This is a genomic window from Pseudomonas sp. NY15374 (genome assembly GCF_048068255.1).
GTDB lineage: Bacteria > Pseudomonadota > Gammaproteobacteria > Pseudomonadales > Pseudomonadaceae > Aquipseudomonas > Aquipseudomonas machongensis.
Window position 1 is genome coordinate 470,439 of sequence record NZ_JBLUPZ010000001.1, and the last position, 17,820, is coordinate 488,258.

Here is a 17,820-nt window from a genome sequence, read left to right on the forward strand (position 1 = left end):
CCGAGCGATGACTGAGTTTTCCCGCCGGGTCTTTCTCGGCAACAGCCTGGCGGTCGGTGGTGGCCTGTTGCTTGGCGGCAGCCTGCTCGGTGGTTGCGATGCCGGCCAGCCAGCGGCGGTCGGTGGTGCACTGCCGGGGACGCCGGTACGCGGCGGTCGCCTGCGGGTCGGGATCATCGACGGTGACCAGGCAGGCAACCTCGACGCCCACAAGCCGGTGGGCGGCGGAATCATTCGCGGCTGGGCGCTCTATGCCAAGTTCTGGGAATGGAACCCCGATGTCAGCACGCGCCTGGCCCTGGCCGAGTTCGCCGAGCCCAACCGCGATGCCAGTGTCTGGACCATCCGCCTGAAGCCGGGGCTGGAGTTCCACCACGGCAAGAGCATCACCGCCGACGACATGCTGTTCTCGATCCTGCGCCTGACCGACCCGAAGCTGGCCTCGCCCTATGCCGGGCTGGTCGGTGCCATCGACCGTGATGCCCTGCGCAAGGTCGACGAGCGCACCCTTGAAATCCGTTTCAAGGGCGGCCAGAGCTTCTACCCGCTGGATGAAACCCTGATCAGCTTTGGCGGCATCGTGCCCACCGACTATCACCCGGTCACCAACCCGGTGGGCGCCGGGCCCTATCGGCTCAAGAGCTTCATCCCCGGGCAACGCTCGCTCTACACCCGCTTCGAGAACTACTACAAGCCCGAGCGCCCCTACACCGATGAACTGGAGATCATCGAATTCAAGGACCAGGTCTCGCGCGCCGCCGCGCTGCGCGCCGGGCAGATCGACGTCGCCAGCGGCGTGCAGGCCGAACACAGTGCATTGCTCAAGGCCGACCCGCGCCTGCGCCTGTATGTGTCGCCCACCACCTCGTTCAGTGGCTTCAACCTCAACCTGGCCAAGGCGCCGTTGCAGGATGTGCGCGTGCGCCAGGCTCTGCGCTTGCTCGCCGATCGTCAGGAACTGGTGGCCCGCGGGCTCAACGGCTTCGGTCGGGTGGCCAACGATCTGTATGCGCCGCACGATCCTACCTACAACCATGACCTGCCCCAGCGCCCTTACGACCTGGATCAGGCCCGCGCACTGCTGCGCCAGGCCGGCCACAGCGACCTGCGTCTTGAGCTGACCACGCCTGCAGGCTCTGGGGTGAATGCCGCCTTGGTGTTCGCGCAGCAGGCGCAGAAGGCGGGGGTTCAGGTCAAGGTCACCCAGGTCGATGGCTCGGTGTTCAATGGGCCGCAGCGCGAGCACTGGCAACTGTCGCCAGGCTCGACGCCAGCGCGCGGTTTTCTTGCCTCGGCGCTGCACAACGATGCGCCGCAGGCGATCTACAACCGCAGCAACTTTCACGATCCGCGCTTCAGCGAACTGTTCGGGCAGGCCTTGGCCCAGCCCGACCTTGCCCGACGCAAGGCCCTGGTCCACGAGGCCCAGGCGATCCAGCACGCGCGCGGTGGCCTGCTGATCTGGGGCTTCAGTGATGTGCTCGATGCCGCCAGCGCACAGGTCGGCGGGCTCACTCCGGAGCAGACCACCTTCGCCTCCTGGCGCTTCGACGAGTTGTGGTTGAACCATGCCTGATCCTCATCACTGCACACCGCGCACGCCGGCCTGGCTGTGGTGGTTCATCGGCCGCCTGGGCTACGGCCTGCTCACCGCCTGGGTCATCAGCCTGGTGGTGTTCATTGCCACCCAGGCGTTGCCCTCGGACCCGGCGCGGGTGATCCTCGGCCCGGACGCGCCACTGGAAAGCATCCTCACCCTGCAACGGCAACTGGGGCTGGACCAGCCGATCCTGGTGCAGTACCTGCGCTGGCTCGGCGCCGCGCTACGCGGCGACCTGGGCATTTCGCTGGATTCCCAGGTGCCGGTGGCCGACCTGTTGTTCGGCCGCCTCGGCCACACCCTGGCGCTGTTGGCCGGCGTGCTCGCGCTGGTGGTGCCGCTGGCGCTGCTACTGGGCGTGACCCTGGCGCTGCGGCGCGACAGCCGCCTGGACCGCTTCGGCCTGTCGGCGCTGATCCTGTTCAAGGCCACGCCCGGTTTTCTCCTGGCCATCGGCCTGGTGCTGCTGTTCTCCATGCCCGGCATGGGCTGGCTGCCGGCAGTGTCGATCCTCGATCCGCAGCAGCCACTGTGGGCGCAACTGCAGTACCTCGTGCTGCCGGTGATTGCCCTGGGGCTTTCGGCCTTGCCCTACCTGACACGCATGGTGCGCGCCGCGATGATCGAAGCGCTGGAGTCGGACTATGTGATCGCTGCGCGCCTGCGCGGCATTCCCGAGCGGCGCATCGTCTGGCGGCATACCTTGCCCAACGCGCTGACCCCAGCGATCCAGGGCGTGGCCCTGACCCTGCGCACCTTGGTTGGCGGTGCGCTGCTGGCCGAGGTGATCTTCAGCTATCCCGGTATCGGCACGGCACTCAATGCGGCAATCCAGATGCGCGACCTGCCGATGATCCAGGGCATCGTCCTGGTCATCACCTTGGCGGTGGTGCTGATCAACCTGCTCGCGGACCTCCTCACCGTGCTGCTGACCCCCAAGCTGCGTACCGCGCGCCGGGTGCGGATGATCCGGCGCAACCGCCGCGGCATCCTGCCCTGGTGGCGCCGCTCGCGCAGCGTACCTGCCCAGGAGGCGAACCATGATTGATACCCCTTGGCATGCCGATCGGCAGATCCGCCGTGGTGCCTTCATCACTTTGCTGGTGGCCGGATTGGCGCTGCTGGGCCCCTGGCTCGCACCGCATGCACCGACTGCCATGGTCGGTCCGGTGTACGGCCCACCGGCGGCCGGTGCGCCGCTGGGCCATGATTTCCTGGGGCATGACTTGCTCTCGCGGCTACTCAGCGGCGGGCTGTCGGTCCTGTGGATGTCAGTGGCGGCTGCGACCCTCGCGCTGCTGGCCGGTGGCAGCCTGGGCTTGTTGGCGGGTTTTTCGCGGCGACGCCTGGACCAGGCGATCAGTTGGGCGGCGGATGTTTCGCTGGCATTTCCCGACCTGATCCTGGTGCTGCTGATCGTGTCGATGCTGGGGCGTGCGCCTTGGCTGATCGTGCTCACCGTGGCCATCGCCTTCACCCCTGGGGTGATCCGCCTGGCGCGCGGCAGCGCGGTGGCGGTGGCCGGGCAGGAGTTCGTCGAGGCGGCGCAGATGATGGGCTATTCGCGCTGGCGAATCCTGTTCAGGGAGATCCTGCCGAACATTCTCACGCCGCTGCTGGTGCATTTCGGCAACATGCTGACCTGGGCCGTGGGCATGCTCTCGGGCCTGGGTTTCCTCGGATACGGGGTGGCACCGCCGGCCGCCGACTGGGGCCTGATGATCAACGAGAACCAGGCCGGCCTGCTGGTGCAGCCCTGGGCCGTGCTGGCCCCGGCGTTACTGATCGGCGTGTTCGCCTATGGCACCAATATCCTGGCCGAAGGCATTGGTCGCGCCAGTGCGCGGATCGGGGAGAAACAACCATGAATGCGGTCGTGCAGAGCGTCGCCGAAGTGCTGCGGGTCAGCGAACTGCGGGTGGAACTGGCCGGCCGGGTGGAGGTGCTGTCGGGCGTGTCGTTCAGCCTGGCGGCAGGGGAGATCGTCGGGCTGGTCGGCGAATCCGGTTCGGGCAAGACCACCCTGGCGACGGCCTTGCTGCGTCATGCCCGCCAGGGCGCGCGGATCGTTGCCGGGCGTGTCGAGGTCGCCGGTCACTCGCTGCTGGAGCTCGAAGGCGAGGCATTGCGCCTGGCTCGTGGTGGGCTGGTCGGCTATGTTGCCCAGGACCCGGCCACGGCCTTGAACCCGGCGCTGCGCATCGGTGCGCTGCTACGCGAAACCGTGCTGGCCCATCAGCCGCGCCTGGCCCGCGAGGCCCTGCAACAGCGCATCGCCACGACGCTCGAGGAGGTCGGGCTGCCGTCTGACGCCGGATTCCTGCGCCGTTTCCCGCATCAGTTGTCCGGCGGGCAGCAACAACGGGTGATGCTGGCCCTGGCGTTCGTCCTGCGGCCGCGCTTGATCGTGCTCGACGAGCCGACCACGGCGCTGGACGTCACCACCCAGGCCCATGTGCTCGGCACCCTCAAAGACCTGTGCCGCAGCCACGGCGTGGCGGCGCTGTACGTCACCCATGACCTGGCCGTGGTGCGCGACCTGGTGGACCGGGTGATGGTCATGTATGCCGGGCGCCTGGTCGAGATCGCCGCGCGCGAGGCGTTGTTCGCCGCGCCAGCCCATCCCTATACCCGTGCGTTGCTCGGGGCGATCCCGGATGTTGCCCGGCGTCAGCCGCTGCAAGCCATCGGCGGTCATGCCCCGGCACCCGGACAGAGGCCCGAGGGTTGTGCCTTCGCGCCCCGTTGTGCACGGCGGCAGGCGCAATGCAGGGTGCTCGAGCCCGCGCTGGTGCGCCTGGGCCGCGAGCAGCAGGTGGCCTGCCTGGTGCCGCATCAAGAGCCGCTGGTATTGATCGATAGCGCGGCGGGCGAGGGGCACCTCGAAGCGCTCACTGCGGCGCCGCTGCTCGAGGTACAGGGTCTGGACGTGGCCTACGACCGCCAGGTGCTGTTCGACGTTGCGCTGCAGGTGGGGCAGGGCGAGTGCCTGGCGTTGGTCGGTGAGTCCGGCTCGGGCAAGACCAGCCTGGCGCGGGCCATTGCCGGGCTTGGCGAGAACGTGCAGGGGCACCTGCGCTACGCCGGGCAGCCGCTGCCCTTTGCCGCCCGCCAGCGTGATGCCGGGTTGCGCCATCAGATCCAGTACATCTTCCAGAACCCCTACCGGGCGTTGAATCCTCGGCAGACGGTGTTGCAGACCCTGAGCGCGCCGTTGGCGCATTTCTTCGGTATTCGCGGCGATGAGGCCAGGCGTCGGGTCGAAGCGGTGCTCGAGCGGGTATCGCTGCCGGCACGGGTGGCCGGCCTGTATCCGCACAGCCTCTCGGGCGGCGAACGCCAGCGCGTGGCGATTGCCCGGGCGCTGGTGTGCGAACCTCGGCTGCTGGTGTGCGACGAGATCACCTCGGCGCTGGATGTGTCGGTACAGGCGTCGATCCTGGCGCTGCTGCGGCGTTTGCAGGGCGAGGGGCTGACCGTGCTGTTCGTCACCCACGACCTTGGGGTGGTGCGTGCGATTGCCGACCGGGTGCTGGTGTTGAATCAGGGCAGGGTGGTGGAGCAGGGCGCAGTGGACGCGGTGTTCGAGCGACCTCAGCAGGGGTACACCCAGACATTGCTCGCACATTCGCCGCGCTTGCACCTGTGACCTGCCGCGGTACCGGCGCACCTCTGTCGCAGCGGACTTCAGGAAAAAATCATCAAGCGCGGAATTATTTAGTGTCCATTTGTATCTGACCCCATAGGGCCCGTTGCCACTATTGCTTTGGCTGCGTGGCCGAAAACTGTTCGCCCGCCCGATCTGCCCCGGGGACAGCGGATTGTCACGACAGGTCAGCTACAGAGTAAGCACTTATGAAATCACGCAAGAGAGTCAAGCCGATCGGCTTGAAAGACATCACCATCGTTGACGACGCCAAGATGCGCAAGGCGATCACTGCCGCAGCGCTCGGCAACGCCATGGAGTGGTTCGACTTCGGCGTCTACGGCTTCGTCGCCTATGCGTTGGGCAAGGTGTTCTTCCCCAACGCCTCGCCCAGCGTGCAGATGATCGCGGCCCTGGCAACCTTCTCGGTCCCTTTCCTGATCCGCCCGCTGGGAGGGCTGTTCTTCGGCGCCCTGGGTGATCGCTATGGCCGCCAGAAAGTCCTGGCGGCGACCATCGTCATCATGTCGCTGAGCACCTTCGCCATCGGCCTGATACCGTCCTATGCCTCGATTGGCATCTGGGCGCCGATCCTGCTGTTGCTGGCCAAGATGGCCCAGGGCTTCTCGGTCGGCGGCGAATACACCGGAGCCTCGATCTTCGTCGCCGAATACGCCCCTGACCGCAAGCGCGGCTTCCTCGGCAGTTGGCTGGACTTCGGCTCGATCGCAGGATTCGTGCTCGGTGCCGGCATGGTGGTGATGATCTCGGCCATCGTCGGCGAGGAGCAATTCCTCGACTGGGGCTGGCGCCTGCCGTTCCTCGTCGCGTTGCCGCTGGGCATCATCGGCCTTTACCTGCGCCACGCCCTGGAGGAGACGCCAGCCTTCCAGCAGCATGTCGACAAGCTCGAGCAGGGTGATCGCGAAGGCCTGGCCTCGGGGCCGAAGGTGTCGTTCAAGGAGGTCGCCACCAAGCACTGGCGCAGCCTGCTGACCTGCATCGGTGTGGTGATCGCGACCAACGTCACCTACTACATGCTGCTCACCTACATGCCCAGCTACCTGTCGCACAACCTGCACTACAGCGAAGACCACGGCGTGCTGATCATCATCGCGATCATGGTCGGCATGCTGTTCGTGCAGCCGGTGATCGGCTTCCTCAGCGACAAAGTCGGGCGTCGCCCGTTCATCGTGGTGGGCAGCGTCGGCCTGTTCGTCCTGGCGATCCCGGCGTTCATGCTGATCAACAGCGGCAGCCTCGGGGTAATCTTTGCCGGGCTGCTGATCCTGGCGGTGCTGCTGAACTTCTTCATTGGCGTGATGGCCTCGACCCTGCCGGCGATGTTCCCCACTCACATCCGCTACAGCGCCCTGGCCAGCGCCTTCAACATCTCGGTGCTGATCGCCGGCCTCACCCCGACCATCGCCGCCTGGTTGGTGGAAAGCACCGACAACCTGTACATGCCGGCCTACTACCTGATGGTCATCGCCGTGATCGGCCTGCTCACCGGGCTGACCATGAAAGAGACCGCCAACAAGCCCCTGCGCGGAGCGGCGCCTGCGGCCTCGGACCTGGAAGAAGCCAAGGAACTGCTGCAGGAGCACCACGACACCATCGAGCAGAAGATCGAGGACATCGACGAGCAGATCGCCGAGCTCGAGGCCAAGCGCAAAGTGCTGGTGCAGCAGCATCCGCGGATCGAATGAGGCCCCGCGCGATGCCGTACGCGCGTGGACTGATTAAGGTGATACGAAAGCGTTTCATGCGATGATGGCCAGCCGCCTCTAGCCAGACACCTCGGGCGCAGGGCGGCTGCCTTCGACCAACCATGGATGATCATCGTGTTCAAACCGCTACTCCCTCTCGCCCTGAGTGCCCTGTTCCTGGGCGGCTGTGCCGGCCACGCGCCGAGCAAGGACAAGGTTTCCCTGCGCACCGACAAAAGTGCGATCGTCGGTATCTGGGCGATGATGCCGCTCAAGAGTGGCATCGCCAACGTCGCCGAATACAAGGCCGACGGCAAGGTGCTACTGCACCCGTTCAACTGCGCCGAGCCCAAGACCCAGGCCGTCGAGATTTCCGACTACAAGGTGGCCGAGGACGGTAGTTCGATCCACGTTCAGTCCGAGGCGCGGGCGTTCGACCTGAAGGTATTGGGTTTTGCCCCGACGGTCATGATGTTGAGCATGCCGGTCGCCGATGCCCAGCTCACCTTCCTCTACCGCAAGGTCGACCAGGTGGCGCCGCTATGTGACCTGTACGTCGATGCCAAGGGTGAGGCGGCACGGCGAACCCCGTTCCAGGCAAGTGACTTCGCCCCGGCGCCGGCAGTACCAGCAGGCCATGCGGGGCTCGAACGCTATATCGGCAAGTGGGCGAGCAAGGCCGGCGCGGTGCAGATCGAGGTCGTCCGTGACGCCAGTGGCGTCTACCTCTATCACCGCCCGGACGAGAACTGGCGCTACCTGTACAACAACGTGCGCTGGACGGGCGATGCCCTGGCCTTCAACAGCTACGCCTATACCGAGAAGCCGGCGCTGTTCCGCCATCCCTACCACAAGACCAATACGCCCATGACCCTGGAACCGCTGGAAAACGGCCAGGCGCGCCTGACCTACCTGATCGACGGCAAGCGCTTCGACAGCCTGCTGCACAGGGCCAAGGACTGAGCCGAGCCCAGTAGAGACGAGCTTGCGTCATGGCGGCTCGTCCCTGCCGGGATATGGAATCTAAATTAATTAGCATATTAGGTTATTCCTAAAATCAATTTAATTTATCTATTGCGACTCGGTACAGTCAGTGCTCCAACGCACGTACCTTCCCGAGGAGCTCCATGCTGATCCGTTCCCGCCTACTGTTGATTGCCGCCAGCCTGCTGCTGGCAACCCAGGCCTTTGCCGCCGAGCGCCTCACGCTGCGCGTCGGTGACCAGAAGGGCAACATGCGCGCCCAGCTCGAGGCTGCCGATGCACTGCGCGACCTGCCCTACGACATCCACTGGGCAGAGTTTCCGGCCGCCGCGCCACTTGCCGAGGCGCTCAACGCAGGCGCCATCGATGCAGGCATCATCGGCGATGCCCCACTGCTGTTCGTGCTCGCCTCCGGGGCGCCGGTCAAGGCCATCGCGGTGGACAAGTCCGACCCCTACGGCACCGCGGTGCTGGTGCGCCCGGAGTCGCCCCTGCGCAATGGCGCCGACCTCAAGGGCAAACGCATCGCCACCGGCCGCGGGTCGATCGGCCACCACATCGCGCTCAAGGCTCTGGAGCAGGCCGGCCTGAGTGAGAAGGACGTGGAGTTTCGCTTTCTAGGGCCGGTGGACGCCAAGATCGCCCTGGCCAACGGCTCGGTGGACGCCTGGGCGACCTGGGAGCCTTACACTGCGCTGGCCGAGACCAGCGGGCAGGGCAGGGTGCTGGTGAACGGTCGCGGCCTGTCCAGCGGCAACAGCTTCCTGGCGGTCACCGACCAGGCACTGCAGGATCCTGCGCGACACGCGGCCTTGCAGGACTACCTCAAGCGCCTGGCTGGCGCCCAGGTGTGGGCCAACCAGCATCTGGACAGCTATTCCAAGTCCCTCGCGGCGATCATCGGTTTTCCCGAAGAGGCCGCGCGGTTGCAGTTCGAGCGGCGCAAGCTGCACTGGCAAGGCATCGATGAGCACACCGTGACCCAACAGCAGGAGACCGCCGACTTCTACCATGCCCATGGCCTGATGACGCAACGGCTGGATGTTACCCCAACCTTCGCCAAGGGTTTCAGCGTACCTGCCGACTGAGGCACGCGGCGAGGTTCACACCCCGCGGGTCAGCCCGCCATCGACCTTGATGTTCTGTCCGGTGATGTAGGCCGCACCTTCGCTGGCCAGGAAGGCGATGGTCGCGGCGATTTCCTCGCTCTTGCCGTAGCGCTTGAGCGGCACGCTGTCGCGGCGTTGCTCGGTGGCCGGCAGGCTGTCGATCCAGCCGGGCAGAACGTTGTTGATCCGCACGTTATCCTTGGCGTAGGTGTCGGCGAAGATCTTGCTGAACGCTGCAAGGCCGGCACGGAACACGGCCGAGGTCGGGAACAGGTCGCTGGGCTCGAACGCCCAGGCGGTGGAGATGTTGATGATCACGCCACCTTGCTGTTTCTGCATGGCCGGGGTGACCAGGCGGGTCGGGCGGATGACATTGAGCAGATAGGTGTCCATGCCCTTGTGCCAGTCGTCGTCGCTGATCTCCAGGATCGGCGCACGTGGGCCGTGGCCTGCGCTGTTGACCAGAACATCGATGCGCCCCCATTTCTCCAGCACGGTGTCGACCAGGCGTTGCAGGTCGTCGTTGGACTGGTTGCTGCCGGTCACGCCGATGCCGCCCAGTTCGTTGGCCAGGGCCTCGCCCTTGCCCGATGAAGACAGGATTGCCACCTTGAACCCGTCTGCGGCCAGGCGCCGCGCCGCCGCTGCACCCATGCCGCTACCGCCGGCGGTGATGATCGCTACTTTTTCTACTGACATGTGACCTCCAATGCAATGCTTGGCTGATGTGAGGGGGTCAGCCTAGCACCGGTACACCGCTGGCAGGGAGGCAGCAGGGGTTTGTCGATTCAGTAGAAAATCTATTGCCTCAGGGGGCTTCCACCTGCGCCAGCAGCCAGCCGCGAACCACGTCCAGTGCGGTCGGTGTGCTGCCCTTGCGGGGCCAGACCAGGTAGAAGTGCTTGTCCATCTCCAGCGCCTGCTCGAATACCTGCACCAGCCGCCCGGCCTGCAGGTCTTCCTGCACGAACAGTTCGCTGGACAGCGCCAGCCCTTGCCCGGCCACGGCGGCCTCGATGGCCAGCGAGGTCTGGTTGAAGCGTACGTTCTTCGGCATCGGTTGGGTCGGCTGGCCGAACAGCTGGGTGATGAACTCGGGCCAGAAATTATGCGCATCGTGCAGCAGCAGAAAATGCTGCAACTGCTCGAGGCTGTGCGGTTTACCCCACTGCGCCAGCAGGGCGGGGCTGGCCACCGCGACCACCCGCTGCCTGAGCAGCAGTTCGGTGTTGAGCCCTGCGCCGAAGGGCGGGTGGCCGTAGCGCACGGCAAGATCCACGCCGTCGGCCTGGAAGCGCGACAGGCGATCGGTGGCCAGCACCCGCAGGTCGATCTCGCCATGGGCCTCGGTGAACGAACTCAGCCGTGGGATCAGCCATTTCGAGGCGAAGGTCGGGGTGACGCTGACGGTGAGGTGACGGTTGTCCGGGCGCAATGCCGCAGTGGCTTCGCCGATCAGGGCCAAGGCGTTGCGGATACTATGGCTGTAGCCCAGGCCCGCATCGGTGAGGCGCAGGCCGCGTGGCAAACGCTCGAACAGCCTGATGCCCAGGCTCGCCTCCAGCCCCCGTACCTGCTGGGCCACAGCCGCCTGGGTGACACCCAGCTCCTCGGCCGCCAAGCGGAAATTCAGGTGACGCGAGACAACCTCGAACACGCGCAGGGCATTGAGTGGGGGGAGGGCGGTCGGGCTTTCGGTCATGATCGTGCCTGCTGGTGGAGATCGCTGGAGGATAACAGTTTGCGCCGCCGGCTCTGTTGCAGGATCGGTGTAACCGGTACCCTCGACGGCCCATCGTTTTCAGGATCATGCCCATGTCTCGAGGTGCCGTGATTGCAGCCGGGCTGCTGCTGTTCGCCAGTGTTCGGGTGTTCGCCGAGCCGCCCACCGTGATGCAGCGCTACGCCTGCAGCGCTTGCCACCAATTGGATGCGCGGGCCGTGGGCCCGTCCTGGCGAGAGATTGCTGCGCATTATCGCGACGGCAGCAAGGACGCCGGGCAGTTGGTGCAAAGCATCCGACAGGGCAGCCGGGGGCAATGGGGAGTGGTGCCGATGCCGCCACAGTCGCAAGCCCGCGAGGAAGATTTGCAGGCCATTACCCAGTGGATTCTCGAACAGCATTGAAAGCTGGGTTCACTATCCTGAAATTCGCAATGAATCATCCTGATCTGTCCTGCTTATCGCGACGGACCTGAACGCATAACCTGTGCCTCACCGACACCCGGCGAGGCCGTCCGCCATGCAGCAAGTCCCTGTCTCACGTGCCCTCGCGGCACGCCTGCTCCGCCACTTCCCGGGCCGGTGCGAGAAACGCGGTCATGCCTGCCGAGGGATTGCGCCGCCCGGCGTAGTACAGGCACAGCCCCGGCAACGGTGGCGTCCAGTCGTCCAGCACACGCACCAGGCGCCCGGCCGCGATGTCCTCGCGCACGTCCTGTTCCATGAAGTAGCCAAGGCCCACGCCAGCCATGACGGCAGTACGTGCCAGGCTGGCCTCGTCCAGAGTGATGGGGCCCTGTACGTCGATCTGCTGCGCGCTGTTGCCGTTGGCGAAGCGCCAGCGGAACAGCGCGCCATCCGGCAGGCGCACGCGGACGCAACTGTGGCGCTGCAGGTCGGCCGGCAACCGTGGCGTGCCCCGCGCGGCCAGGTAGGCGGCGGAGGCGACCACGGCATAGCGCTGCGGCCGGCCGAGGGAAAGGCTGATCATGTCGCTGGGCACCAGGTCGGCGACTCGCACGCCCAGGTCGAAACCATCGGCGACGATGTCCACCAGGCGCCCCTCGGTGACCAGGTCCACCTGCATCTGCGGATAGCGCCGCAAGAACTCCAGTACCAACGGCCCGATGATCTCGCGTGCGGCGAACGCCGCAGCGTTGATGCGCAGCATGCCACTGGGCTGATCGCGCTGGGCGCGCACCACTTCCAGGGCGCCTTGCACCTCGCCCAGCGCCGGGGCGACGTGCTCGACGAACAGGCGCCCGGCATCGGTCAGCGACACGCTGCGCGTGGTGCGGTTGAACAGGCGCACGCCAAGGTTCGCCTCGAGCTTGCCGATGGCGTTGCTCAGGGCGGTGGTGGACATCCCCAGGTCGATGGCCGCCGCGCGAAAACTGGCGCGCCGGGCGATGGCGAGGACGGCATCGAGGTCGTTGAGGCTGACGCGCTCCATGGTTCGGCTCGTTCGGACAAAACACGATTCTATCCGCAACCCAGGTTGCTACCACCGGAGAATATCCATGAGTCATCCATCAGAAACCCTGCGCGGCAAGCGCGTACTGGTCACCGCTGGCACCAAAGGCCTGGGCAAGGCCACGGTCGAGCTGTTCCTCGAGCTGGGCGCCCGTGTGCTGACCTGCGCGCGCACAGCGCCCGTCGATGCCCCTCAGGCGTCGTTCGTCAAAGCCGATCTGACCACCCTCGAGGGGTGCGAGCAGTTGGCAGGCGAGGTCGAGCGGCAGCTGGGCGGTGTCGATGTCATCGTTCATGTGCTGGGCGGTTCCAGCGCACCGGCCGGGGGCTTTGCCGCCTTGGGCGAGGCGCATTGGCAACAGGAGCTGGACCTCAACCTGCTGCCCGCCGTGCGTCTGGATCGGGTCTTGCTGCCCGGCATGCTGGCGCAGGGCGGCGGGGTGATCGTTCACGTCACCTCGATCCAGCACCAACTGCCGCTGCCGGAAGCCACCACCGCCTATGCGGCGGCCAAGGCGGCGCTGTCGACCTACAGCAAGAGCCTGTCCAAGGAAGTCGCACCCAAGGGCGTACGCGTGGTGCGGGTCGCGCCCGGCTGGATCGAGACCGAGGCCTCGGTAGCCCTGGCCGAGCGCCTGGCCAGCGAGGCGGGCACCGACTACGAGGGCGGCAAGCGCATCATCATGCAAGCCTTGGGCGGGATCCCCCTGGGTCGGCCCGCCAGCCCGAAGGAGGTGGCCAACGTCATCGGCTTCGTGGCCTCGCCAGCAGCTGCGGCGGTGACCGGCACCGAGTTCGTGGTGGATGGCGGGACCGTCCCTACCGCTTGAACCGCGTTACGAGGCGGTCCACACGGCCAGTTCGTAGCCGTCCGGGTCGATGAAGTGGAAGCGCCGGCCGCCAGGGAAGGCGAAGGTGGCGCGGCTGATGCGCGCGCCTGCTGCTTCTGCACGTCGCTGGGTGGCTTCAAGGTCGTCGGCGTAGAGGATGACCAGCGGGCCACCGGGTCGTACCGCTTCGCCGGTGGTAAAGCCGCCGCTCAGGCGGCCATCGGAGAACTCGGTATAGGTGGGGCCGTAGTCGGTGAAGGTCCAACCGAACACTGCGCCGTAGAACGCCTTGCTGCGGCCGATGTCGGTGACGTTGAACTCGATGTTGTCGATCTGTCGATCCTGTCCGCGAATACCCATGTGGCCTCCTTGCGTGATGGAGCGCGCAGTCTAGCGCATCAGCGCAAGCGCAGGGGCTTGATCACGGTCTCTCCCAGCGTATCGCCGGCTCAACTGCTCGTGGCTTGCCCAAACTTCAGGGCCTGCAACGATCGTCCACGGACGATATACTCCGCGGCCTCATGTCGTCCCCCGGAGAACCCCATGCGGCAGGCTTTGCTTATCGTCGATGTCCAGTCCACCTTCAGCCCTCCTGAGTGGCTGATCGACGGAATCCGCGCGTTGGCCGCGAAACTCCCCGCCATCGCCTCGGTCGAGTTGCACGACGAGCAGGTCACGCCGTTCCAGCAGCAGCTTGGCTGGCATCCAGCGCGCGAGGACGAGAGCCTGATCGAGGCAGACGAAGTGTTCGTCAAGCACGGCTACGGGCAGACCGCCGAGGCCATCGACTACCTCAAGCGACTGGGGGTGGAGCGCGTGCTGGTCTGCGGCCTGCAGACCGAAACCTGCGTACTGGCCGCCGGCTTTGCGCTGTTCGATGCCGGGCTGAACCCGACCTTGATCACTGACCTGACGGTGGGCTCTTCACTGGACCGCTCGGGCAAGTTGGGTATCGAGCTGTGGACCCATCACTTTCGCCAGGTGACCACGGTGGCGCAGGTGGTCGAGGGGCTGCAAGGCTGAAGGGGCTGCACGCCAGCCCCTTGCACCTACACCACCGCGATCAGGTCAATCTCCACCGCGGCATTCTTCGGCAACTGATACACCCCCACCGAGGTGCGGGTATGCTTGCCGGCGTCGCCCAGCACTTCATGCAGGATCGCCGAGGCGCCGTTGGCCACTTCGCTCTGCTGGGTGAAGTCTGCCGCCGACTGCACGAATACATTGATCCGCGCGATACCCTTGACCGCATCCAGCGAGCCCAGGCTTTCGCTCAGCAGCTTCAGGCAGCGCAGGGTGCTGATCTTGGCGGCAGTCTGCGCATCGGCGAGGCTGACGTCCTCGCCCACCCGCCCCGGGAACACCACGGTGTCGTTGACCCGCGGGATTTGCCCACTGATGTACACCTGGTCGCCCAAGTGCAGCACCGGCACGTAGTCGCCGCCGATCTTCAGCGGGCCATCGAACGAATAACCCAGCGCCTGCAGAGCGGCTTCATAGCGGTCGTGTCTGGACATCGGTAGTGCTCCCTGTGTGCTCGAGGCGATGGCCAAGCGTAATCAAACGCCCGCGTGCCGACCAGTGGCTCAACCCTCCCAGCGCTTGAAAATCACGCTGGCATTGACGCCGCCGAAACCGAAGCCGTTGGACAGCGCGTATTCGGTATCCAGGGGCCGCGGCTGGCCCGCGGCAATGTCCAGCCCGGCGGCTGCGGGGTCAGGCTCGACCAGGTTGAGCGTGGCCGGCGCCTGTTGGTCGCGCAGAGCAAGCACGGTGAAGATCGCCTCGATTCCGCCGGCGGCGCCCAGCAAGTGGCCGGTGGCAGACTTGGTCGCGCTGATCACCGGTGAGGGCACGTCGGCGAACACCGCCTTGATCGCTGCCAGCTCACCCTTGTCGCCCACCGGTGTCGAGGTGGCATGGGCATTGAGATGGCCGACCTGTTCTGCACGGATACCGGCCTGGCGCAGGGCCAGGGTCATGGCGCGTCGCGCGCCGTCGCCATCTTCCGGCCCCGAGGTGATGTGATAGGCGTCGGCGCTGGTGCCGTAGCCCACCAGCTCGGCCAGCGGCGTGGCGCCGCGTGCCAGTGCATGCTGCAGTTCTTCGATCACCAGCAAACCGGCGCCTTCGCCCATGACGAAGCCGTCGCGGGCCGTGTCGAATGGGCGCGAGGCCTGTTCCGGGTGCTCGTTGAAATCGCTCGACAAGGCTCGCGCGGCGGCAAAGCCGGCCAGGCTGACACGATGAATGGCTGCCTCCGCACCCCCGCACAAGGCCACGTCCGCTTCACCGGCCAGGATCATTCGCGCGGCGTCGCCAATCGCCTGCACCCCGGCCGCGCACGCGGTGACCGGGGTACCCAGCGGGCCTTTGAACCTGTGGGCGATCGACACCTGTCCGGCGGCCAGGTTGCCGAGGAAGGAGGGAATGGTGAACGGTGACAACTTGCGTGGGCCTTTGCTGTCGGTGGTGCGCACGGCCTCGGCAATGGCCGGGAAGCCGCCCACACCGGTACCGATGATGGTTGCCGTGCGTTCCTGCTGTTCGACGCTTTGCGGTTGCCAGCCGGCCTGCGCCAGGGCCTCCTGTGCGGCGCCCAGGGCGAACAGGATGAAACGATCGACCTTGCGCTGCTCCTTGGCTGGCAGTATGCGGTCCGGATCGAAGCCGGCCTCGCTGTCCTGCTGCAGGTCCGGCACCTGGCCGCCGATGCGCACCGCCAGGTCGCCGATCAGCGATTCCGGCAACTGCGCGATGCCCGAGCGGCCCGCCAGCAGGCGTTCCCAGACCCGCTCCACGCCACACCCCAGCGGTGTGACCGCTCCCATTCCGGTAACGACGATACGCTTGCTCATGAAGGTCTAACTCCCATGGAGGTTTGCTAGGCTCTGTACGAAAAGCCTTGATACTCGGTGATGCTGCGTTGAAAACAGCCTGGTGCGCCAGCCCGGTCGGAATGCTCATTTACAACCCGTAAAGTCGAGCGCGACTCCGACCGTTCCTCGGCTGTTTTCGCCTTGCCTGACCTTCGTCTCAAGACTTTTCATACAGACCCTACTATTCAGCTCAAGAGACGTTACTATCATTATAGAAGTAACATCCGGCCCGAATATTTCACAGACCCGTGGTGAGCCTGCCTGATGCAACGCAAGACGCTTGTGGATTCCGAATGCCCTATCGCCCTGAGCCTTGAACACGTGGGGGAGTGGTGGAGCCTGTTGATCATGCGCGATGCCTTGCAGGGCCTGAGCCGCTTCGACGATTTCGCCAAGAGCCTGGAGATCGCTCCGAGCATGTTGACCCGCAGGCTCAATGCGCTGGTGGAGGCCGGCCTGCTCGAGCGCCATGCCTACAGCACCCGGCCCTTGCGCCACGAATACCGGCCCAGTGCTCGGGGGCGCGACCTGCAGGGCGTGCTCTATGCGCTGATCGCCTGGGGCAATCGGCATTTTGCGCCTGAGGCCATCAGTGTGCAGGTGGTGGAAAAGGGTACGGGCAAGGCCTTGCAGCCGATGATGGTGGACGTGGAGTCCGGGCGCGTGGTGCCCTGGTCAGCGTGCGAGCTGGTGCAGGGCCCTGGCGCGAGCGAGGGGATGCGGGCGCGGCTGCAGCGCAGTCGCGAGGGCTGATCAGCCGCGCAGGGCAGGTGCCTGGCGCAGGCCGTCTCCGGCCACTTCCACCTGGTCGGCACGCAGGATTGCGGCGCGCTGGTGTTCGTATTCCTGCTGCGACAGGCCTCGGCGTTGCAGCGCCTCGAGCTGCAACTGGCGCGTTTCCTCGGCTGTGTAGGGGCGTTGTTCGGGATGGCTGGCACAGCCGGCAAGTGCGGCGATACCAAGGGCGGCCAGGGCAGCGAGCAGCAGGCGGGCGGTGGCGTTCATCGGCGGGTTTCCTGGTTCGAGGATTCGTCTGGCGAGTCGTTGAACACAGGGTATCGAGCACGGCCACCGGGCAGAAATCGTCGTGCTCGATAGTCACTATCGATGAACGCGCCCGGCTCAGATCACCCGCGCACTGTGCAGGGCTTCCAGCGCCTGGCCGCGCAGGCGGGCCAGGCGTTCGTCCTGGCGCTCGCGCGGGTAGCCGAGACCGACCCTCAGCTCGCGGCAGACAGTGCCCGGCCGGTTGCCGATCACCAGCACGCGGTCGCTCAGGTACAGCGCCTCGTCCACGTCATGGGTGACCACCAGCAAGGCGATGCGGTGGCGGCGTGCGAGGTCCAGCAACAGGTCCTGCAGCTTGAAGCGGGTAAAGGCATCCACGGCGCTGAACGGCTCGTCGAGCAACAGCAGTTGTGGTTGGCCGTACAGCCCGCGGGCGATGGCCACGCGCTGGGCCATGCCGCCGGACAACGCCTTGGGCAGCGCATCGGCGAAGCCGCCCAGGCCCACCTCGTCGATCAGGCCGTTGACCCGGGCACGGTCGTAGTACTGGTCCTCACTGAAGCCGATATTGTCGGCCACGCTCAACCAGGGCATCAGGCGCGGCTCCTGGAACACGAAACCGACCTGTTCCGGGCGTTGCTGCAGACGGCCAACGAAGTCGCGGTCCAGTTGCGCCACCAGGCGCAGCAGGGTGCTTTTGCCGCAGCCACTGGGGCCCAGCAGGCTGACGATCTCGCCGGGTTGCAGTTGCAGCTCGACCGCCCCCAGTACCGCAGTGGCACCGAATGCCTTGTGCTCGACGCGCAGGTCGAGCAAGGGTGCAGGTGTCGGTGCGGCAACGCGCAAGGGTTGGTTCATGG

19 protein-coding genes are annotated in these 17,820 nt (G+C 66.0%); 11 read left to right on the forward strand and 8 right to left on the reverse strand.

The features are described from left to right. The first annotated feature begins 7 nt into the window (after nt 1–7). From ACNFHO_RS02360 to ACNFHO_RS02390, 7 genes are all read left to right on the forward strand, one after another. The gene (locus ACNFHO_RS02360) at nt 8–1,576 is read left to right on the forward strand and encodes an ABC transporter substrate-binding protein (protein WP_065862632.1); all 1,569 of its coding nucleotides are present in this window, start codon (nt 8–10) and stop codon (nt 1,574–1,576) included. Next, complete coding sequence (locus tag ACNFHO_RS02365; RefSeq protein ID WP_416765051.1) at nt 1,569–2,648, forward strand: ABC transporter permease; 1,080 nt, start codon at nt 1,569–1,571, stop codon at nt 2,646–2,648. The genes ACNFHO_RS02360 and ACNFHO_RS02365 overlap by 8 nt, the downstream gene beginning before the upstream one ends. Beyond that, nucleotides 2,641–3,468, forward strand: a complete 828-nt coding sequence (locus ACNFHO_RS02370) for an ABC transporter permease (protein ID WP_063545196.1) — start codon at nt 2,641–2,643, stop codon at nt 3,466–3,468. Before ACNFHO_RS02365 ends, ACNFHO_RS02370 begins: the two co-directional genes overlap by 8 nt. Then, a complete protein-coding gene (locus tag ACNFHO_RS02375) occupies nt 3,465–5,249 on the forward strand; it encodes a dipeptide ABC transporter ATP-binding protein (RefSeq protein ID WP_416765053.1) in 1,785 nt (594 codons plus the stop codon). The genes ACNFHO_RS02370 and ACNFHO_RS02375 overlap by 4 nt, the downstream gene beginning before the upstream one ends. 206 nt (nt 5,250–5,455) lie before the next feature. Next, nucleotides 5,456–6,955: a glycine betaine/L-proline transporter ProP gene (gene proP / locus ACNFHO_RS02380; RefSeq protein ID WP_054891480.1), complete on the forward strand. Its 1,500-nt coding sequence runs from the start codon at nt 5,456–5,458 to the stop codon at nt 6,953–6,955. Between the two features lie 126 nt (nt 6,956–7,081). After that, complete coding sequence (locus ACNFHO_RS02385) at nt 7,082–7,918, forward strand: hypothetical protein (protein WP_234465228.1); 837 nt, start codon at nt 7,082–7,084, stop codon at nt 7,916–7,918. A gap of 164 nt (nt 7,919–8,082) precedes the next feature. Beyond that, on the forward strand, nt 8,083–9,027 hold the full coding sequence (locus ACNFHO_RS02390; protein WP_416765055.1) for an ABC transporter substrate-binding protein: 945 nt from the start codon (nt 8,083–8,085) through the stop codon (nt 9,025–9,027). Nucleotides 9,028–9,042: 15 nt separating this feature from the next. On the opposite strand, the gene ACNFHO_RS02395 is transcribed toward ACNFHO_RS02390, so the two are convergent. Next, complete coding sequence (locus ACNFHO_RS02395) at nt 9,043–9,747, reverse strand: SDR family oxidoreductase (RefSeq protein WP_063545184.1); 705 nt, start codon at nt 9,745–9,747, stop codon at nt 9,043–9,045. Nucleotides 9,748–9,856: 109 nt separating this feature from the next. Further along, nucleotides 9,857–10,750 carry a LysR substrate-binding domain-containing protein gene (locus ACNFHO_RS02400; RefSeq protein WP_416765057.1) on the reverse strand — a complete coding sequence of 298 codons (894 nt, stop codon included), beginning with the start codon at nt 10,748–10,750 and terminating at the stop codon, nt 9,857–9,859. A 113-nt stretch (nt 10,751–10,863) separates the two neighbouring features. Between ACNFHO_RS02400 and ACNFHO_RS02405 the strand changes: the two genes are divergently transcribed. Next, entirely contained in the window at nt 10,864–11,175 is a 312-nt protein-coding gene (locus ACNFHO_RS02405; RefSeq protein ID WP_416765058.1) for a c-type cytochrome, read from the forward strand. A 133-nt stretch (nt 11,176–11,308) separates the two neighbouring features. Here the strand turns inward: ACNFHO_RS02405 and ACNFHO_RS02410 are convergent, their stop codons facing one another. Beyond that, the gene (locus ACNFHO_RS02410; protein ID WP_416765059.1) at nt 11,309–12,223 is read right to left on the reverse strand and encodes a LysR substrate-binding domain-containing protein; all 915 of its coding nucleotides are present in this window, start codon (nt 12,221–12,223) and stop codon (nt 11,309–11,311) included. A gap of 67 nt (nt 12,224–12,290) precedes the next feature. Between ACNFHO_RS02410 and ACNFHO_RS02415 the strand changes: the two genes are divergently transcribed. Next, nucleotides 12,291–13,073, forward strand: coding sequence for an SDR family oxidoreductase (locus tag ACNFHO_RS02415; RefSeq protein WP_063545181.1), 783 nt, complete (start codon nt 12,291–12,293; stop codon nt 13,071–13,073). A gap of 6 nt (nt 13,074–13,079) precedes the next feature. On the opposite strand, the gene ACNFHO_RS02420 is transcribed toward ACNFHO_RS02415, so the two are convergent. Then, nucleotides 13,080–13,433 carry a VOC family protein gene (locus tag ACNFHO_RS02420; protein ID WP_054891473.1) on the reverse strand — a complete coding sequence of 118 codons (354 nt, stop codon included), beginning with the start codon at nt 13,431–13,433 and terminating at the stop codon, nt 13,080–13,082. 183 nt (nt 13,434–13,616) lie between these two features. Between ACNFHO_RS02420 and ACNFHO_RS02425 the strand changes: the two genes are divergently transcribed. Then, complete coding sequence (locus ACNFHO_RS02425) at nt 13,617–14,096, forward strand: isochorismatase family protein (RefSeq protein WP_063545179.1); 480 nt, start codon at nt 13,617–13,619, stop codon at nt 14,094–14,096. Between the two features lie 26 nt (nt 14,097–14,122). On the opposite strand, the gene ACNFHO_RS02430 is transcribed toward ACNFHO_RS02425, so the two are convergent. Together ACNFHO_RS02430 and fabF are read right to left on the reverse strand one after the other, a co-directional pair. Further along, the gene (locus ACNFHO_RS02430; RefSeq protein WP_416765060.1) at nt 14,123–14,590 is read right to left on the reverse strand and encodes a RidA family protein; all 468 of its coding nucleotides are present in this window, start codon (nt 14,588–14,590) and stop codon (nt 14,123–14,125) included. A gap of 69 nt (nt 14,591–14,659) precedes the next feature. Continuing rightward, a complete protein-coding gene (gene fabF / locus ACNFHO_RS02435) occupies nt 14,660–15,931 on the reverse strand; it encodes a beta-ketoacyl-ACP synthase II (RefSeq protein ID WP_416765062.1) in 1,272 nt (423 codons plus the stop codon). 285 nt (nt 15,932–16,216) lie between these two features. On the opposite strand from fabF, the gene ACNFHO_RS02440 reads away from it, so the two are divergent. After that, nucleotides 16,217–16,705 carry a winged helix-turn-helix transcriptional regulator gene (locus ACNFHO_RS02440; protein WP_054891462.1) on the forward strand — a complete coding sequence of 163 codons (489 nt, stop codon included), beginning with the start codon at nt 16,217–16,219 and terminating at the stop codon, nt 16,703–16,705. On the opposite strand, the gene ACNFHO_RS02445 is transcribed toward ACNFHO_RS02440, so the two are convergent. Together ACNFHO_RS02445 and ACNFHO_RS02450 are read right to left on the reverse strand one after the other, a co-directional pair. Next, entirely contained in the window at nt 16,706–16,957 is a 252-nt protein-coding gene (locus tag ACNFHO_RS02445; protein ID WP_054891461.1) for a hypothetical protein, read from the reverse strand. It abuts the gene before it with no gap. A gap of 117 nt (nt 16,958–17,074) precedes the next feature. After that, nucleotides 17,075–17,818 (reverse strand): ABC transporter ATP-binding protein, encoded by a 744-nt coding sequence (locus ACNFHO_RS02450; RefSeq protein WP_416765064.1) that lies wholly within the window; start codon nt 17,816–17,818, stop codon nt 17,075–17,077. Nucleotides 17,819–17,820 lie beyond the last annotated feature (2 nt).

Excerpts from the sequence above, each read along its gene's own strand:
- ACNFHO_RS02420 (WP_054891473.1), bottom strand. The coding sequence starts at position 13,433 with ATGGGTATTCGCGGACAGGATCGACAGATCGACAACATCGAGTTCAAC.
- ACNFHO_RS02425 (WP_063545179.1), top strand. The coding sequence starts at position 13,617 with ATGCGGCAGGCTTTGCTTATCGTCGATGTCCAGTCCACCTTCAGCCCT.
- fabF (WP_416765062.1), bottom strand. The coding sequence starts at position 15,931 with ATGAGCAAGCGTATCGTCGTTACCGGAATGGGAGCGGTCACACCGCTG.
- ACNFHO_RS02405 (WP_416765058.1), top strand. The coding sequence starts at position 10,864 with ATGTCTCGAGGTGCCGTGATTGCAGCCGGGCTGCTGCTGTTCGCCAGT.
- ACNFHO_RS02390 (WP_416765055.1), top strand. The coding sequence starts at position 8,083 with ATGCTGATCCGTTCCCGCCTACTGTTGATTGCCGCCAGCCTGCTGCTG.
- ACNFHO_RS02360 (WP_065862632.1), top strand. The coding sequence starts at position 8 with ATGACTGAGTTTTCCCGCCGGGTCTTTCTCGGCAACAGCCTGGCGGTC.
- ACNFHO_RS02375 (WP_416765053.1), top strand. The coding sequence starts at position 3,465 with ATGAATGCGGTCGTGCAGAGCGTCGCCGAAGTGCTGCGGGTCAGCGAA.
- ACNFHO_RS02410 (WP_416765059.1), bottom strand. The coding sequence starts at position 12,223 with ATGGAGCGCGTCAGCCTCAACGACCTCGATGCCGTCCTCGCCATCGCC.
- ACNFHO_RS02365 (WP_416765051.1), top strand. The coding sequence starts at position 1,569 with ATGCCTGATCCTCATCACTGCACACCGCGCACGCCGGCCTGGCTGTGG.
- proP (WP_054891480.1), top strand. The coding sequence starts at position 5,456 with ATGAAATCACGCAAGAGAGTCAAGCCGATCGGCTTGAAAGACATCACC.
- ACNFHO_RS02400 (WP_416765057.1), bottom strand. The coding sequence starts at position 10,750 with ATGACCGAAAGCCCGACCGCCCTCCCCCCACTCAATGCCCTGCGCGTG.
- ACNFHO_RS02430 (WP_416765060.1), bottom strand. The coding sequence starts at position 14,590 with ATGTCCAGACACGACCGCTATGAAGCCGCTCTGCAGGCGCTGGGTTAT.
- ACNFHO_RS02415 (WP_063545181.1), top strand. The coding sequence starts at position 12,291 with ATGAGTCATCCATCAGAAACCCTGCGCGGCAAGCGCGTACTGGTCACC.
- ACNFHO_RS02450 (WP_416765064.1), bottom strand. The coding sequence starts at position 17,818 with ATGAACCAACCCTTGCGCGTTGCCGCACCGACACCTGCACCCTTGCTC.
- ACNFHO_RS02395 (WP_063545184.1), bottom strand. The coding sequence starts at position 9,747 with ATGTCAGTAGAAAAAGTAGCGATCATCACCGCCGGCGGTAGCGGCATG.
- ACNFHO_RS02445 (WP_054891461.1), bottom strand. The coding sequence starts at position 16,957 with ATGAACGCCACCGCCCGCCTGCTGCTCGCTGCCCTGGCCGCCCTTGGT.
- ACNFHO_RS02385 (WP_234465228.1), top strand. The coding sequence starts at position 7,082 with ATGATCATCGTGTTCAAACCGCTACTCCCTCTCGCCCTGAGTGCCCTG.
- ACNFHO_RS02370 (WP_063545196.1), top strand. The coding sequence starts at position 2,641 with ATGATTGATACCCCTTGGCATGCCGATCGGCAGATCCGCCGTGGTGCC.
- ACNFHO_RS02440 (WP_054891462.1), top strand. The coding sequence starts at position 16,217 with ATGCAACGCAAGACGCTTGTGGATTCCGAATGCCCTATCGCCCTGAGC.